The organism is Micromonospora sp. NBC_01740 (assembly GCF_035920365.1).
Classification (GTDB): domain Bacteria; phylum Actinomycetota; class Actinomycetes; order Mycobacteriales; family Micromonosporaceae; genus Micromonospora; species Micromonospora reichwaldensis.
Map to the genome: position 1 here is coordinate 2,714,501 of NZ_CP109150.1, position 15,990 is coordinate 2,730,490.

At 73.5% G+C, this 15,990-nt stretch carries 15 protein-coding genes; 11 read left to right on the forward strand and 4 right to left on the reverse strand.

Features of this window, described 5'->3' with window-relative positions; all coding sequences use genetic code 11:
* Positions 1-72: 72 nt before the first annotated feature.
* Positions 73-1,833 carry an aa3-type cytochrome oxidase subunit I gene (gene ctaD, locus OG989_RS12980; protein ID WP_132233840.1) on the forward strand — a complete coding sequence of 587 codons (1,761 nt, stop codon included), beginning with the start codon at positions 73-75 and terminating at the stop codon, positions 1,831-1,833.
* 323 nt (positions 1,834-2,156) lie between these two features.
* Here ctaD and OG989_RS12985 read toward each other — a convergent pair whose 3' ends face one another.
* The 4 genes from OG989_RS12985 to OG989_RS13000 all read right to left on the reverse strand — a co-directional run bounded on the left by OG989_RS12985 (position 2,157) and on the right by OG989_RS13000 (position 8,014).
* On the reverse strand, positions 2,157-3,374 hold the full coding sequence (locus OG989_RS12985) for an MFS transporter (protein WP_327030641.1): 1,218 nt from the start codon (positions 3,372-3,374) through the stop codon (positions 2,157-2,159).
* Between the two features lie 65 nt (positions 3,375-3,439).
* Complete coding sequence (locus OG989_RS12990; protein WP_327030642.1) at positions 3,440-4,021, reverse strand: isochorismatase family protein; 582 nt, start codon at positions 4,019-4,021, stop codon at positions 3,440-3,442.
* A gap of 14 nt (positions 4,022-4,035) precedes the next feature.
* A complete protein-coding gene (locus OG989_RS12995; protein WP_311412452.1) occupies positions 4,036-5,322 on the reverse strand; it encodes a nicotinate phosphoribosyltransferase in 1,287 nt (428 codons plus the stop codon).
* A 16-nt stretch (positions 5,323-5,338) separates the two neighbouring features.
* A complete protein-coding gene (locus OG989_RS13000; RefSeq protein WP_327030643.1) occupies positions 5,339-8,014 on the reverse strand; it encodes a LuxR C-terminal-related transcriptional regulator in 2,676 nt (891 codons plus the stop codon).
* A gap of 202 nt (positions 8,015-8,216) precedes the next feature.
* Between OG989_RS13000 and OG989_RS13005 the strand changes: the two genes are divergently transcribed.
* From OG989_RS13005 to rdgB, 10 genes are all read left to right on the forward strand, one after another.
* Positions 8,217-9,755, forward strand: coding sequence for a hypothetical protein (locus OG989_RS13005; RefSeq protein ID WP_327030644.1), 1,539 nt, complete (start codon positions 8,217-8,219; stop codon positions 9,753-9,755).
* Between the two features lie 145 nt (positions 9,756-9,900).
* A complete protein-coding gene (gene clpS / locus OG989_RS13010; RefSeq protein WP_101414370.1) occupies positions 9,901-10,191 on the forward strand; it encodes an ATP-dependent Clp protease adapter ClpS in 291 nt (96 codons plus the stop codon).
* A gap of 2 nt (positions 10,192-10,193) precedes the next feature.
* Positions 10,194-10,688 carry a DUF2017 domain-containing protein gene (locus tag OG989_RS13015; protein WP_192581321.1) on the forward strand — a complete coding sequence of 165 codons (495 nt, stop codon included), beginning with the start codon at positions 10,194-10,196 and terminating at the stop codon, positions 10,686-10,688.
* Between the two features lie 53 nt (positions 10,689-10,741).
* The gene (locus tag OG989_RS13020; protein ID WP_132233852.1) at positions 10,742-11,230 is read left to right on the forward strand and encodes a Mov34/MPN/PAD-1 family protein; all 489 of its coding nucleotides are present in this window, start codon (positions 10,742-10,744) and stop codon (positions 11,228-11,230) included.
* A 73-nt stretch (positions 11,231-11,303) separates the two neighbouring features.
* Positions 11,304-11,657 (forward strand): MoaD family protein, encoded by a 354-nt coding sequence (locus OG989_RS13025; protein WP_327030645.1) that lies wholly within the window; start codon positions 11,304-11,306, stop codon positions 11,655-11,657.
* Between the two features lie 14 nt (positions 11,658-11,671).
* The gene (locus OG989_RS13030) at positions 11,672-12,637 is read left to right on the forward strand and encodes a PLP-dependent cysteine synthase family protein (protein WP_151453620.1); all 966 of its coding nucleotides are present in this window, start codon (positions 11,672-11,674) and stop codon (positions 12,635-12,637) included.
* Positions 12,638-12,923: 286 nt separating this feature from the next.
* Positions 12,924-13,670 carry an MBL fold metallo-hydrolase gene (locus OG989_RS13035; protein ID WP_132233858.1) on the forward strand — a complete coding sequence of 249 codons (747 nt, stop codon included), beginning with the start codon at positions 12,924-12,926 and terminating at the stop codon, positions 13,668-13,670.
* Between the two features lie 294 nt (positions 13,671-13,964).
* Positions 13,965-14,489, forward strand: a complete 525-nt coding sequence (locus OG989_RS13040) for a hypothetical protein (protein WP_327030646.1) — start codon at positions 13,965-13,967, stop codon at positions 14,487-14,489.
* Between the two features lie 78 nt (positions 14,490-14,567).
* Positions 14,568-15,299 carry a ribonuclease PH gene (rph, locus tag OG989_RS13045; protein WP_132233860.1) on the forward strand — a complete coding sequence of 244 codons (732 nt, stop codon included), beginning with the start codon at positions 14,568-14,570 and terminating at the stop codon, positions 15,297-15,299.
* Between the two features lie 52 nt (positions 15,300-15,351).
* Complete coding sequence (gene rdgB / locus OG989_RS13050; RefSeq protein ID WP_151454393.1) at positions 15,352-15,969, forward strand: RdgB/HAM1 family non-canonical purine NTP pyrophosphatase; 618 nt, start codon at positions 15,352-15,354, stop codon at positions 15,967-15,969.
* The last annotated feature ends 21 nt before the right edge of the window (positions 15,970-15,990 follow it).

A 15,990-nucleotide genomic window follows, 5' to 3' on the forward strand; every position in this document is an offset into this window, starting at 1 on the left:
CCTCCTTGCGGATGACGGCCCGCAGATAACCAGCGCGTGCCGAGCGGGACAACCCAGAACCGGAGGCCACTCGTGACCACCGTCGCACCCAAGCCGGTCGTGACCCGGCCCTGGCCGGTCCGAGCGCCGGTCAAGGGGTCGGCCATCGCGCGGCTGCTGCGTACCACGGACGCGAAGCAGATCGGGATCATGTACATGGTCACCGCGTTCGCGTTCTTCATGATCGGTGGCCTGATGGCCCTGATCATGCGGGCCGAGCTGGCCCGACCCGGGCTGCAGTTCCTGTCGCCCGAGCAGTACAACCAGCTGTTCACCATGCACGGCACGATCATGCTGCTGTTCTTCGCGACGCCGATCGTGTTCGCCTTCGCGAACTACGTGGTGCCGCTGCAGATCGGCGCGCCCGACGTGGCGTTCCCCCGGCTGAACAGCTTCGCCTACTGGCTGTTCCTCTTCGGCGGCACGATGACCATGGTCGGCTTCCTCACCCCGGGTGGCGCGGCCGACTTCGGCTGGACCGCGTACGCGCCGCTGAGCTCCGTCGAGCACTCGCCCGGCGTGGGCGCGAACCTGTGGGTCGTCGGCCTGGTCATCTCGGGTCTGGGCTCGATTCTCGGCGCGGTCAACGTGATCACCACGATCCTGACCCTGCGCGCGCCCGGAATGACGATGTTCCGGATGCCGATCTTCACCTGGAACATCCTGGTCACCGGTCTCCTGGTGATCCTGGTCTTCCCGCTGCTGGCCGCCGCGCTGATGGCGCTCGCCGCCGACCGGCTCCTGGGCGCCCACGTCTACGACCCCGCGACCGGCGGGCCGATGCTCTACCAGCACCTCTTCTGGTTCTTCGGCCACCCCGAGGTGTACATCATCGCGCTGCCGTTCTTCGGCATCATCTCCGAGATCATCCCGGTCTTCTCCCGTAAGCCGATCTTCGGCTACAAGGGCCTGGTCGCCGCGACCATCGCCATCGCCGGCCTGTCGATGAGCGTCTGGGCGCACCACATGTTCTCCACCGGCCAGGTGCTGCTGCCGTTCTTCAGCTTCCTGAGCTACCTGATCGCCGTGCCGACCGGTATGAAGTTCTTCAACTGGATCGGCACCATGTGGCGCGGCCAGATCAGCTTCGAGACGCCGATGCTCTTCTCGATCGGCTTCCTGGTCACCTTCCTCTTCGGTGGTCTCACCGGCGTGCTGCTGGCCAGCCCGCCGATCGACTTCCACCTGCACGACTCGTACTTCGTGGTGGCCCACTTCCACTACGTGCTCTTCGGCACGATCGTGTTCGCCGTCTTCGCCGGCATCTACTTCTGGTTCCCGAAGATGTTCGGCCGGATGCTCGACGAGCGGCTGGGCAAGGTGCACTTCTGGCTGACCATGATCGGCTTCCACACCACGTTCCTGGTGCAGCACTGGCTGGGCAACGAGGGCATGCCGCGCCGGTACGCCGACTACCTGCCCGGCGACGGCTTCACCACGCTGAACATGGTCTCCACCATCGGCGCGTTCATCACCGGCATCTCGACCCTGCCGTTCATCTGGAACTGCTGGAAGTCGTACAAGGCCGGCCCGGTGGTCGAGGTCGACGACCCGTGGGGTCACGGCAACTCGCTGGAGTGGGCGACCAGCTCCCCGCCCCCGCTGCGGAACTTCGACCGGATGCCGCGGATCCGCTCCGAGCGGCCGGCGTTCGACCTCAAGTTCCCCGAGCTGGCGGCCGGCGGCCAGAGCCTGGCCGGCCCGCCGGAGGGCGGCGCCAAGCCGCTGACCAGCGAGTCCGACGGCGGCGCCAGCTACCGCGAGGACACCGCGAGCGACGCCGACCGGCGCTGACGCTCCGCACCACGTACGACGGGCGCCACCCCACCCGGGGCGGCGCCCGTCGGCGTTGCGAGGGGTACGCCCCGTGGCGGGGGCAGGCGCTGACGACCCGGACCGGGTCGCCCTGACCCCTCCGCTGCCGCCCACCCCGGCGGCCCCGCCCAGCGCCACAGCCTGAGCGCGGGCCTCCTGATCAGTTGATGGAGAACCGGGCCACACGGCGCATGGACACCGGCTGGGCATCAACCGATCTTGTCGCCTGCCCGGTGCCCCGCCGGACTGCCGGGACCGGCCCAGGGCCGCTCAGCCAGGGCCGTCGGGCCGGGGGCGCCGGGTCAGGTGGCGGGGGTCGGGACGAGTTCGGGGGTGGGCGCGAGGGTGGCGGCGGTGCGGCGGCGGCGCAGCTCGATCGGGAGCACGGCCAGCGCCACCAGCGCCCCGACCGCGCCGGTGACCGCGAAGCCCCAGGCCGGTGCGGAGGCGTCGATGACGGCGCCCGCGAGGGGTGCGCCGATCGCCATGCCGATCGTGACCGCCGAGCCGTGCAGGCCCATCGCCTCGCCGCGTACGGAGGCGGGGACCAGCCGGCTGACCGCGTCCGAGGTGGCCGCGATGGTCGGCGCGCAGAGCGCCCCGGCGGGGATCAGCGCCAGGCAGAGCAGCCACCAGTGCGCCCCGCCCAGCCCGACCGGGATGGTGCAGAGGCTGAGGGCGGCCATCAGGACCAGCGGCGGGAAGGAGCGGGTGACCGCCCCGTACGCGAAGCCGCCGACCAGCGACGCGACCGCCCAGACGGCGAGAACGGCGCCCGTCCACCCGACGTCGCCGTTCTCCCGCAACACGGCGACCACCGCCACGTCGGTGCCGCCGAGCACCAGCATGCCGGCGGCGCTGACCGCCAGCACGGCGAGCAGGCGCGGGGTGAGCCACGACCGGCGGGGCACCCGCGGCTGCGGGCCGGCCGGCTCGCCGCCGCCGCGGATGGGCGGGTTCAGCACCCAGAACGCGATACCGGCGGCGACGATGCCGGCGCCCACCAGGTGGAGCGTGGTGCGCGGGGAGATCGCGGTGGCCGCCGCAACGGCCAGCGCGGGGCCGACCATGAACGACAGTTCCACCGACATCGAGTCCAGCGCGTACGCGGGGCGGCGCCGCTCCGGCGGCACCATCGCGGCGATGGACTGCCGGATCACCGAGAAGATCGGCAGGGCGAGCGAGCCGGCCAGGAACGCGGCGGGCAGCAGCACCGGGTACGGCAGCATCGGTGCGGTGGACCAGAAGACCGCCTCGGCGATCCCGGTCAGCACGAGCACCGGCCGCAGGCCGCGCCGGTCGACCAGGCGGCCGAGCAGCGGGCCGCCGATCGCGGCTCCCACGGTGATCGCCGCGCCGACGAGCCCGGCCGCTCCGTAGCCGCGCCCGAGGTCGAGCACGACGTAGAACGTCAGGGTCACCCCGGTGGCGGTGAGCGGGACGCGGGCGAGCACCGACACCAGCAGCAACGACCGGAGACCGGGCAGGGCGAGCGCCTCCCGGTAAGGCTTCAGGTTCATGTCGGTGCGTACCTCCGCCGGACATCCTCGGCCGGAGGTACGACACCCGCCAACGAATTACGGCCTCATGCGGCCCTGATCACAGGCTCCCCGCGCAGGGTCACCCCGGCGCCGTCCATCGCCCGCAGCGCGACGTCCGTGGTGGGCGGGGCGACGGCGGCGGTGAGGTCCAGCAGGACGGTGGTGGCGAAGCCCTCCCGGGCGGCGTCCAGGGCGGTCGCCCGTACGCAGTGGTCGGTGGCGATCCCCACCACGTCGATCCGGTCCACGCCACGCTGGCGCAGCCAGTCGGCCAGGCTCTCGCCGCCCTCGGCGTGCCCCTCGAAGCCGGAGTACGCGGCCGCGTACTCGCCCTTGTGGAAGATCGCCTCGATCCGGTCGGTGGCCAGGTCGGGGTGGAACTCCGCGCCCGGGGTGCCCACCACGCAGTGCCGCGGCCAGCACTCCACGAAGTCCGGCGGGTCGCCGAAGTGGGCGCCCGGGTCGACGTGGTGGTCCTTCGTCGCGACGACGTGGTCCCAGCGGTCCGGCTCGGCGGCGAGGAGCCGGGTGATCCCGGCCGCCACGCCGGCCCCGCCGCCCACGGCCAGCGAGCCGCCCTCGCAGAAGTCGTTCTGCACGTCCACGATGATCAGCGCGTTGCTCACCTGCTGCTCCTTCGTCAGTCGGCCGGGACGACCGTGACCGGGATGGCCGGGTCGCCGGCGGAGAGCTTGAGGCCCTCCCAGGGGATGGAGATCAGGCACTGTCGCAGGTGTTCCCGCGACTCGTCCAGGGTCGGCCGGTCGACCGGCTCGCCGCCGGCCAGGAACGAGTGCTGGAGCAGCCGGTCGTTGGGCCGGGGGTCCGGCACGCCCTGCGGCACGACGATCTCCTCGGTGGCGGTGCCGGTCGGCTTGTGCCGGCGTACGGCCACCTTCCGGCCGCCGATGGTGGCCTTGTGCTCGGAGCGCTTGACCACCGGGCGGCCCTCGACCTCTACGAGCTTGTAGACCAGCCCGGCGGTGGGCGCGCCGGAGCCGGTGACCACGGCGGTGCCCGCGCCGTACATGTCGACAGGCTCGGCGGCGAGCGAGGCGATGGCGTGCTCGTCGAGGTCACCGGAGACGATGATCTTGGTTTCGGTGGCGCCCAGCGAGTCGAGCAGCTCGCGGGACTGCTGCGCGATCACCGCCAGATCGCCCGAGTCGATCCGCACCGCCCGCAGGTCAGGCCCGGCCACCGCGATCGCGTTGCGGATGCCCTGGCTGATGTCGTACGTGTCGACCAGCAGCGTGGTGTCCTTGCCCAGCGTGGCGACCTGCGAGGCGAACGCGGCCCGCTCGTCGGAGTGCAGCAGGGTGAACGCGTGCGCGGCCGTGCCGGCGGTCGGGATGCCGTAGCGCAGCCCGGCGGCGAGGTTCGAGGTGAACCGGAAACCGGCCAGGTACGCGGCCCGCGCCGCGGCCACCGCCGCCTCCTCGTGCGCGCGCCGGGAGCCCATCTCGATGAGCGTCCGTCCGCGTGCCGCGGTGACCATCCGCGCGGCGGCTGCGGCCACGGCGCTGTCGTGGTTGAGCACGGAGAGGATGAGCGTCTCCAGCACCACGCACTCGGCGAAGCCGCCGGAGACGGTGAGGATCGGCGAGCTGGGGAAGAACAGCTCGCCCTCGGCGTAGCCCTCGATGTCGCCAGTGAAGCGGTAGTCGCGCAGCCAGGCGGCGGCCTGCTCGTCGACCACCCCGGTACGCCGCAGGAAGTCGACCTCGTCGGCGTCGAAGCGGAAGTCGCGGATCAGCTCGATCAGCCGGCCGGTGCCGGCCACCACCCCGTAGCGACGACCTGCGGGCAGCCGGCGGCTGAACACCTCGAAGACGCAGCGGCGGTCGGCGGAGCCGTCGCGGAGGGCGGCACTGACCATGGTCAGCTCGTAGTGGTCGGTCAGCAGCGCGGGGCGAAGGGTGCTCACCGCCCCAGCCTAGGGTTCACCCGCCATCGCCGCCGTCGTGGCCCGGGATCGCCCGCAGGGCGGCCCGCAGCTCGGCCCGGCCGGCGACGCCGAGCTTGCCGTAGATCCGCTGGAGGTGGTTCTCCACCGTGCGGGCCGAGAGGTAGAGCCGCTCGGCGATGACCCGGCTGGTCACCCCGTCGGCGGCGAGCCGGGCCACCTGCCACTCGCGTTCGCTCAGCGCCGGGAGGCCGGCCTGCAACGCCGGGGTACGGACCAGGTCGCAGCGGCCGAGCAGGGCGGCGAGGTGTTCCCGGGCCGCGGCCGTCGCCGGGGACCGCTGCCGGCGCAGCCGGTCCAGGGCGGTGGCGGTGGCCTCCGCCGCGTAGACGGTCAGCTCGAGCGCGTCGAAGCCGTCGGCGACCGCCAGCAGTTCGTCGGCGGAGCCGCCCGCGGTGGCCCGGGCGTGCCGGGCGAGCAGCGGGGGCAGCAGCCCGTCGACCCGCTCGGAGAGCTCGGCGAGCCGCTGCGCGACGGTGCGCCGGCCGCCGTCGGAGCAGGTCGGGCCGAGCGGCGCGGTCGCCTGGCCCAGCCGGACCAGGTCGTGCAGCACGTGCACCTCGTGGCCGGCGAAGCCGTCCGCGCGCAGCCGGTCGGCCAGCCCGCTCAGGTGCTTGACGGCGCCGGACACGTCGCCACCGGCGGCGAGCACCGCGCCCCGGGCCTGCTCCAGCCACGGGTACAGCACGATCATGCCCGGGGCGTGGGTGCGGTCGGCCTCCGCCATCGCCTCGGCCGCCTGCGCGGCGTCGCCCCGCAGCGCCGCCGCCTGGGCCCGCTCGGCCTGGGCCAGTCCCGCGTAGACCCGGCTGGTGGCGAGCACCGCGCAGGCGCCGAGGCTGGTCCGCAGCGCCGCGTCGCTCTGGCCGCGCAGCCGGGCCGCGTACGCCTGGAGGATGGCCAGGTAGCCGGTGCCGAGCCGGAAGTCGCCGGCCCCGGCCAGGTCGGCGAACTCGTCGGCCACGATCGCGTCGATGCCGGCCAGGTCGCCCGCGAGCGCCAGCCGGGTGCCCCGGGCCAGCTCCAGGGCCAGTTGCAGGTACGGCATGTCCGCCCGCCACCGGCCCGCCTCGGCCTGCACCCGGTTGATCGCGGTGGCGCTGCGGTGCAGCTGCCCCTGCGCGGCCTGGAGGTGGGCGATCGTGCTGCGCGCCAGCTCCCGGGCGGCGACGCTCGCGGCCGGCCGGTCCAGCACCGTCTGCCCGAGCCGCAGCGCGATGCCGGTGTCCAGCCGGTGCAGCCGCATGATGCCCTCGAAGGCCAGCACCCGGGCCTGGTCGGCGGAGTCGGTCAGGGTCGACCGGCGGGCGGCGATCTCCTCCACCGTGGACTCCCGGCTCAGCCCCCAGTAGCTGACCATGCCCCGCACGGTCAGCCAGCGGCTCAGCCGCCGGTCGCCCTCGATGTCGGTGGCGACCGCGTCCAGCACCCCGATCGCCTCGTCCGGCCGGTCGGCGAACATCAGGATGGTGGCCAGCAGCTCCGCCGCGTCGAAGCCGCCGCCCGCGTCGAGCGCCGCGCGGGCCAGCCGGGTCGCCAGCGGTACGTCGTAGCGGGCGAACGCCTGCCGGGCCGCGTCGAGCAGCAGGGCCGGATCCTGCGCGGTGCCCGAGTCGAGCCGCCACACGGCCACCCGGAGCAGGTCGTCGCGGCGTCGCTTGCCGACCAGCTCCAGCAGCTCGGCGAGGCGGGCCTGCAACCGTCGCGTCCGGCTGACGGGGCAGCGGCGGCGCATCACCTCGCCGTAGAGCGGGTGGGCCAGCCGCACGTTCGCCCGGCGGTCGTCGTGTTCCACGGCGATCAGCCCGCGTTCCTCGGCGGTCTCCACGTCCACCGGGTCGGCGGCCTGGTTGAGCAGGTGCAGGCCGAGCGGTTCACCGAAGGCGACCAGCTCCACCACCCCGCGTACGCCCGAGGTGAGCTGGCCGATCCGGACGTCGATCAGGTCGGTCAGGTTGGGCGCCAGCTCCAGCCGGCCGGTCCACTTCCAGATCCCGTACGTGCGGGTCAGCTCCCCGCGGTCGGCGGCGAACACCAGCTCGCGCAGCAGCAGCGGGTTGCCCTCGGAGAGCCGGCCGAGCCGGTCGGCGGAGGTGGCGTCGACCGGTCCCTCCAGGATCGCGGAGAGCAGCCGTGTGGTCTCGGCCGGCGGCAGCGGCCTCAGCTCGACGTGGTCGACCAGGCCGTCGGTCCACAGGGCGCGGATCGGCAGCGGGAGCTGCTCGCCGTCGCGTGACGTGCCGACGACCGTGGCGTTGTCGGAGCGGGCCACCAGGTGCACCAGCGCCGCCGACGGCGGGTCGAGCAGGTGCGCGTCGTCGACCGCGAGCACGATCCGGCGGCCGGCCGCCTGCTGCTGCAGCACGTCCACCGCCCAACGCAGGATGCCGGCGGGGGAGAGGCCCTGTGGCTGCTCCGTCGGGAGCACCTGGACGAGACCGCCGAAGGGGAGCGCGGCCGTGGTGGCGCTGGCCGCGATCGTCCAGACGGCGTACCCGTCGCGGGGGAGGGCCGCCATCCCCTCGCGCAGCAGGCGGCTCTTGCCGATGCCCGCGTTGCCGCTGAAGAAGATGCCCCGCCGCTCCGCGCCGGTCACCGCCGACAGCAGACGGTTGAGCTCATCCGTTCGGCCGACGAACCCCCACCGACTCATCGGGGCAGCATATCGATCGGAATCCGTCCGCGTGCACATCGTCACGCACCGAAGTTGAGTAGTCTCGTGATTACCTCTGAGTATTCGAAGTGTTCGGTCCCGGGACCTGGCCGCCCGTACTCTTCCGGCATCCGGGTGCCGTCACCGGACGATTCCATGCGGCCGGCCGCTGCCGGTCGCCTGCCACGGGAGGCCGCTTTCGATGAAGCCCGGTCCTCTCCCCGCCGTCGACAGGCCCGACGACATGGCCGGAGCCGAACTGCCCCGTCGGGACCGGCTGCCCGTCCGGCTGGGGGTGACCGAGCCCCGCCCGGAGGAGCCGCTGGCCGTGATCGGCGTCGGCCCGGCCGCCGCGGGGCGGCGCGAGGTGCTCGCCCACCTGCTCCAGCTCGATCCCGCCATGCTCGCCGTGCCCGCCGGCAGTTGGCTCGTGGTGCGCCACTCCCAGGTGCCGACGCGGGCCGCGTACGTGCCCGGCTACCGCCAGCCCCATTCCTACGGCGCCGACCGGCTGGCCGCCGGGCCGGCGCTCGCGCGCCCGCCGCGCCGGGTCGAGCTGAGCCTGCCCGAGCCCCTGCTGCGGCACTTCAGCCTCGTCGACACGCCGGACACGGGTGCCCTCGGGGCGGCCGGCGGCCGGCTGCTGCTCGACGCGGCGGGCCGGTCCGGGGCGGTGCTCTTCGTGATCGCCGCCGACCAGGCCTTCACCGCGGTCGAACTCCACCTGCTCGCCGACCTGGCCCGTGCCGGCGTCGGGGTCGTCTTCGCGGTCACCCCGGGCGCCGGTGGCTGGGCCCCGGTGCCGGAGGGCGCGGCCACGACGGATGGCACGGGGGCGTCCGTCGGGTCGGCCCCCGCACCGGTGGACCCGGTCGCGGTCACCGTCGAGGCGCACCGGGCGGCCCTGCTGGCCGCCGTGCCCGGGCTCGCCGACGCCCGCTGGTTCCCGATCGACGCCGCGGCTGACGGGGCGGACCTGCGCCGGGCGCTGGTCGGCTGGGCCGCCGACGAGGGGCTGCGACGGGCGAGCGCCGAGCCGCCGGTGCTGCCGGGGTCGCAGGGCCGGGTGCCGGTGGTGGCCGACCCGGGTGGCTGGTCGGAGCAGCTCGACCGGCAGGCCCGGTCCTCCTCCCGGCGCATCCGCCAGCACCTCGCCCTGGAGGTGGCGAACATCCACCTCCGCGTGGTGCAGGAGATCGTCTTCGGGGTCGGTTGCGCCGGCCTGCCGCAGCTGCTCGACCGCGAGATGGAGGCGCTGTCGCTGCTGGCCACCGCCCAGTGCGACGAGGCGGTGCGCGGGCTCGTCGAGGAGGCCGCCGGTCGGGTCTTCGGCGCGCCGCTGCCGGCGGGTGTCCGGCGGCGCCTCGACGCCCCGCTGCGCTGGGGCCTGACGGAGCACCGGGGCGAGCACGAGCTGGACCGCGTGCTGCTCGTCACCAGCACCGGCGGCGTGGCGGGACTGACCGGGACCGGCGCGACCGACACGCTGGCGAGCTACCCGGGCGTGGCGCGCGTGGAGGTGCTACCGCCGGTGGCCGTGGCCCTCTCGGGCGGCTGCTGGCAGCACTGGCGCAGCCCCGGCAACCACGACCCCAACGCCGCCCGGGCCTGGGCGCAGCGCGCGCTGCGGGAGGTCGAACTGGAACTGTGCCGGGAGGTGTCCCGGCGGTTCGAGGTGGTCCGCCTCTCGCTGGACGGGGTGCTCTCCGATGCTGTCGACCACGGCATCCTGCTCGCCTGAGGGCGATCTGGTCGCCTGCGGCGTCGGTGCCGGGCGGCCGCCGCCCGCTGCCGCCCACGCCCTTGACCAGGCAGGACGCGGCGATCCGCGCCGGGCCGGCGTTCCGGTTCCTCGGTTCGCCGACTCCGGTGGCACGATGGGGGGCATGGCGGCTCCGCAGGTTGCACCTGTCGAGACGCCGGACACCGATGAGGTGCCGGCGTCCGACCGGCCGTGGGTGACGATCGTGTGGGACGACCCGGTCAACCTCATGACGTACGTGACCTGGGTCTTTCAGAAGCTCTTCGGCTACAGCCGGGAAAAGGCGGAAGAGCTCATGCTCGACGTGCACCACAAGGGCCGCGCCGTGGTCTCCAGCGGCGCCCGGGAGCGGATGGAGCACGACGCGTCGCAGCTGCACGCGTACGGGCTGTGGGCGACGGTGGACCGGTCGTGAGCATGTTCCGTCGCCAGGGCGACCGCTACGTCGTCACCTTCGCCGTCGACGAGGTGCGGGTGCTGCGGAAGGTGGCATCCGAGGTGGTCGGGCTGCTCACCGACGGCTTCGACCACACCGACCCGGTGGTGGGCCGGCTCTTCCCCGAGGTCTACCCGGAGGACCCGTCCGGCACGGCCGAGTTCCGCCGCTACACCGAGGGCGACCTCAAGACCGCCAAGATCGACCAGGCTGGCGCGATCCTCGCGTCGCTGCCCGACGAGGCCGGCGGCGAGGTGCGTCTCGACGCGGAGGCGGCCGAGGCGTGGCTGCGGGCGCTCAACGACGCCCGGCTGGCGATGGGCGTCCGGCTGGAGATCAAGGACGGCACCGATCTCGGCGAGGAGCTCGACGACGCGGTCGCCGAGGACCCGACCTCCAGCCGGGTGTTCCAACTGTCGGTCTACGCGTACCTCGGCTATCTCCAGGAATCCCTGCTCAACGCCTTGATCGACTAGGCGTGACCGGCACCACCTCAACGTCGCGGCAGGTACGCGTTAGGCTGGACCACGTGCTGAGCATCGACCGGTCGATCATCGACGCGATCGTCGCCCACGCCCGGCGGGACCATCCCGACGAGGCGTGCGGCGTGGTCGCCGGTCCCGCCGGCAGCGACACCCCCACCCGGCACATTCCGATGGACAACGCGGCCCGTTCCATGACGTTCTACGAGTTCGACTCGATGGAGCAGCTGCGGGTGTGGCGCGAGATGGACGACCGGGACGAGGAGCCCGTCGTCATCTACCACTCGCACACCGCCACGGAGGCCTACCCGTCCCGCACGGACATCTCGTTCGCCGGTGAGCCCGGCGCGCACTACCTGCTGGTCTCCACCCGCGACGCCGACACGGAGGAGATCCGCTCCTTCCGGATCGTCGACGGCGTGGTGACCGAGGAGCCGGTCCGGATCGTGGACGCGGGGGTGGACCCGCACGCCGTGCAGTCCTACATGTTCGGGCAGAGCCCGGCGACGGTCGACTACGAGTGTTCCGGCCGCTGATCCAGCGCCGTCACACCCGTTTACGTCCCGTCACCCTTCGGCACGCCCGACCATCATCGAGGAGCACGACACCATGGCCATCGAGGTTCGCATCCCCACCATCCTGCGCAGCTACACCGGCGGCGCGAAGGTCGTCGAGGGCACCGGCGACACGCTGGGCGACCTGCTCGCCGACCTGGACTCCCGGCACGCCGGCCTGAAGGCCCGGCTGGTCACCGACGCCGGTGCGCTGCACCGCTTCGTCAACGTCTACGTCAACGACGAGGACGTCCGTTTCCTCGGCGCGCTGGACGCCAAGCTCAACGACGGCGACAGCGTGACCATCCTGCCGGCCGTCGCCGGTGGCGCGTTCGGCTTCGCCGCGGCTGCCGCGATCGCCCAGCACGGCGCCGCGGTCGCCGCGCGGTCGGCCGCCGCCGCCCGCTGACGGGGGCGGTCGCCATGGCGCGGTACGACAGCCTTCTCGACGCCTGCGGAGGAACTCCCCTGGTCGGGCTGCCCCGGCTCTCGCCGACGGTGCCCGACGGGGCGCCGCCGGTGCGGCTCTGGGCGAAGCTGGAGGACCGGAACCCGACCGGCAGCATCAAGGACCGGGCGGCCACGTTCATGGTCCGGGCGGCCGAGGAGTCCGGCCGGCTCCGGCCGGGCGACACGATCCTCGAACCGACCAGCGGCAACACCGGCATCTCGCTGGCGATGGTGGCCAAGCTGCGCGGCTACCGGCTGGTCTGCGTGATGCCGGAGAACGTCTCGACCGAGCGGGTGCAGCTGCTCCGGATGTACGGCGCGGAGATCATCTTCTCGCCGGCGGCGGGCGGTTCCAACCAGGCGGTCGCCACCGCCAAGCAGATCTCGGCCGAGCACCCCGACTGGGTCATGCTCTACCAGTACGGCAACGAGGGGAACGCCCGGGCGCACTACGAGACCACCGGCCCGGAGCTGCTGCACGACCTGCCCACGATCACGCACTTCGTGGCGGGCCTCGGCACCACCGGGACGCTGATGGGCACCGGGCGCTACCTGCGCGAGAAGGTCGACGGCATCCAGGTCGTCGCGGCCGAGCCGCGCTACGGCGAGCTGGTCTACGGGCTGCGCAACATCGACGAGGGCTACGTCCCCGAGCTCTACGACGCGTCGGTGCTGTCCCGGCGCTTCTCCGTCGGCACCCGCGACGCGGTGCTGCGGACCCGGCAGCTCGTCGAGGTGGAGGGCATCTTCGCAGGCTTCTCCACGGGCGCGATCCTGCACGCCGCCCTGGCGGTGGCGCACGAGGCCGTCCGCGCCGGCCAGCGGGCCGACGTGGCCTTCGTGGTCTGCGACGGCGGCTGGAAGTACCTCTCCACCGGGGCGTACGGCGGCACCCTCGCCGACGCGGAGGAAGCCCTGGAGGGCCAGCTCTGGGCGTGACGTCCCGTGGCCGGGCGGCCGACCCACGTCGGTGGCCCGGCCGCCCGTCACGGCCCCCGCGACGTGGCCGGCCCGCTCACCCAGCGCTACCGTCGGACGCCGTCTCGTCACGGGATCCGGGCGGGCGGCCCGGACGGGTGTCACGTTGGTGACAACTTCCTGTGGATGACTCTTGTCGTCGCGCGGGCGCGCGTAGGCTGCCCTGCGTGGTGTACGCGCCGGTAGAGATCATCCACAGCGGGACCGTCGACGCGGAAACTACGCATAGTTACAGTGAGAATACTCGATGCGACTGACCGTCCTGGGCTGCGCGGGCAGTTTCCCCGGTCCCGAGTCCCCCTGCTCGGCCTACCTCGTCGAGGCGGACGGCTTCCGGCTGCTCGTCGACTTCGGCTCCGGGTCGCTGTCCAACCTCCAGCGCTACGCGGGGCTGCACGCCCCCGACGCCATCATCCTCACCCACCTGCACTGCGACCACATCCTCGACGCGGTGACGTACGTGGTGGTCCGCCGCTACGCCCCGGACGGCCCCTACCCGTCGCTGCCCGTCTACGCCCCCGCCGGCGCACCGGACCGGTTGGCCGCCGCGTACGGGCAGGAGGACGGCACGGTCGAGGACGTCTACCAGTTCTACGCCCTCGAACCCGGCACCTTCCCGATCGGCCCGTTCGCGGTCACCGTCGACCGGGTGAACCACCCCGTCGAGACGTACGGCGTCCGGCTGGAGCACGGCGGCCGGGTGCTCTGTTACTCCTCGGACACCGCGCCCTGCGACGCGCTGCTGCGGCTGGCCCAGGACGCCGACACGTTCCTCTGCGAGGCGAGCTACCTCGACGGCGTGGAGAACCCGCCGGACCTGCACCTGACCGGCGGGGAAGCCGGCGAGGTGGCGACCAAGGCGGGGGTGGGCCGGCTGCTGCTCACCCACCTGGTGCCCGCCTGGGGCAGCGAGGCGCACACCGTGGCGTCGGCCGGCGCCGCCTTCGACGGGCCGCTCGAGGTGGTCCGGCCCGGCGCCAGCTACGAGATCTGACCGGGCAATCCGACGTCCGGCCGCTCCGTGCCTCGCGCGGGGCCTCGAAAACCGGGTCGTCCGCCTAATATCTCGCCGGTGAGCGACTCCCCCTCCGGGTCGGCCGGCTGGCAGCCCCACCCGCCAACTCCTCCCACGGGCCCGCCCGGCCCGCCTGGTCCGGTGTTCCCGCCGGCCCCGGCCGGGACCTGGCCAGGCCACCCGCAGCCGCACCCGCCGTCGGCCGCCGGGCCGTACCCGCCGTCGGCCGCCGGGCCCTACCCGCCGCCCGGACAACGCGTCGCGTACCCGCCGGTGGCCGGCCTTCCGTCGGCCGGGTCCGGCTCGGCACCGCCGCGCCGGTCCACCGGGCTGCGGGTGCTTTTCGTGCTGCTCGCCGGGCTGCTCGCGACCGGGCTCTGCGCCGGTGGCGGCATCGCGGGCTACCTGGGTTGGTGGGAGCCCCGGCAGGACATGGCCGAGCGGCGCGCGATCTTCGCGGACTGGGGGCGGCCGCACAGCTTCACCTCCGACGGGCTCGTCGAGGGCGACGACGCGTCGTCGCAGGTGTACCGGTTCACCTGCCCGCAGGGGCGGTGCCCGGTGGACCTCGGCGAACGGGTGCACGACTGGCTCGTCACCGCCGGAGCGCAGGACGCCAGGATCGAGGACGTGACGCGTTGCGTGGCCCACGGCTTCCAGTACGGCGGCCCCACCTGCACCTGGACGTGGCGGGCGAACGGTTGCCGGGCGACCGTGACGACGACGGGCCTGGACAAGGTGCCGAGTGGCTGGGACCGGCCGCTCGTGCTCAACGTCCGCATCCGTGAGTGCGACTGATCCGGGCGGCGGACGCGCCGTCGACCGGGCCGGGGCACCCCGGAACGGCACGACCACCGCACCGCATAGGGTGCAGGGATGGCGCGACCTGACGGGCGGCGACCCGACGAACTCCGACCTGTGACGTTGACCCGGGGCTGGAGCACCCATCCGGAGGGCTCGGTGCTCGTGGAGTTCGGCGGCACCCGGGTGCTCTGCACCGCCAGCGTGACCGAGGGCGTGCCCCGCTGGCGCAAGGGCTCCGGGCTCGGCTGGGTCACCGCCGAGTACGCGATGCTGCCACGGGCCACCAACACCCGCTCCGACCGGGAGAGTGTGAAGGGCCGCGTCGGTGGGCGTACGCACGAGATCTCCCGGCTGATCGGGCGGAGCCTGCGGGCGTCCATCGACCTGAAGGCCCTCGGCGAGAACTCGATCGTGCTCGACTGCGACGTGCTCCAGGCCGACGGCGGCACCCGCACCGCCGCGATCACCGGCGCGTACGTGGCGCTGCACGACGCGGTGACCTGGCTGGCCGGGCGCAAGTCGCTGGCCGGCAAGCCGGAGAAGGTGATGCACCGCTCGGTGGCCGCGATCAGCGTCGGGATCATCGACGGCGAGCCCCGGCTGGACCTCGACTACACCGAGGACGTCGCCGCCGAGGTCGACATGAACGTGGTGTGCACCGGCACCGGCGAGTTCGTCGAGGTGCAGGGCACCGGGGAGGCGGGCGTGTTCGCCCGCGAGCAGCTCGACGCCCTGCTCGACCTGGCCGTCGCCGGCTGCGTGGAACTGGCCGAAGCCCAGCGGAAGGCGCTCTCCCTCCCGTGAGCGCGAGGAGTGAGCTTGCGAGCCCCGCAGTCGCGAACAAAGGTGGATTCTGATGAACAAGGTGCTGCTCGCCACCCGTAACCGCAAGAAGCTCGTCGAGCTCCAGCGGATCCTCGACGGCGCGCTCGGCGCGCACCGCGTCGCCCTGATCGGGCTGGACGACGTCGAGGAATACCCGGAGCTGCCCGAGAGCGGCCTGACCTTCGGCGAGAACGCGCTGATCAAGGCGCGGGAGGGCTGCCGGCGCACCGGCCTGCCGACGATCGCCGACGACTCCGGGCTGGCCGTCGAGGCCCTCAACGGCATGCCGGGGGTGTTCAGCGCCCGCTGGGCCGGCCGGCACGGCAACGACCAGGCCAACCTCCAGCTCGTGCTGGACCAGATCGCGGACCTGCCCGACGAGAACCGGGCCGCGTCCTTCGTCTGCACGGTGGCCCTGGTGCTGCCCGGCGGCAAGGAGCACCTGGTCGACGGCCGGCAGAGCGGCCGGCTGCTCCGGTCGCCGCGCGGCGACGGCGGGTTCGGCTACGACCCGATCTTCCTCGGCGACGGTCAGGACCGCACCAACGCGGAGCTGACGCCGCAGGAGAAGGACGCGGTCAGCCACCGGGGCAAGGCGCTGCGCGAGCTGGCCAAGCTGGTCGCCAAGGTGCTGCCGCCCGCGAGCTGACGGACCCGCCCCGGTGGGAGG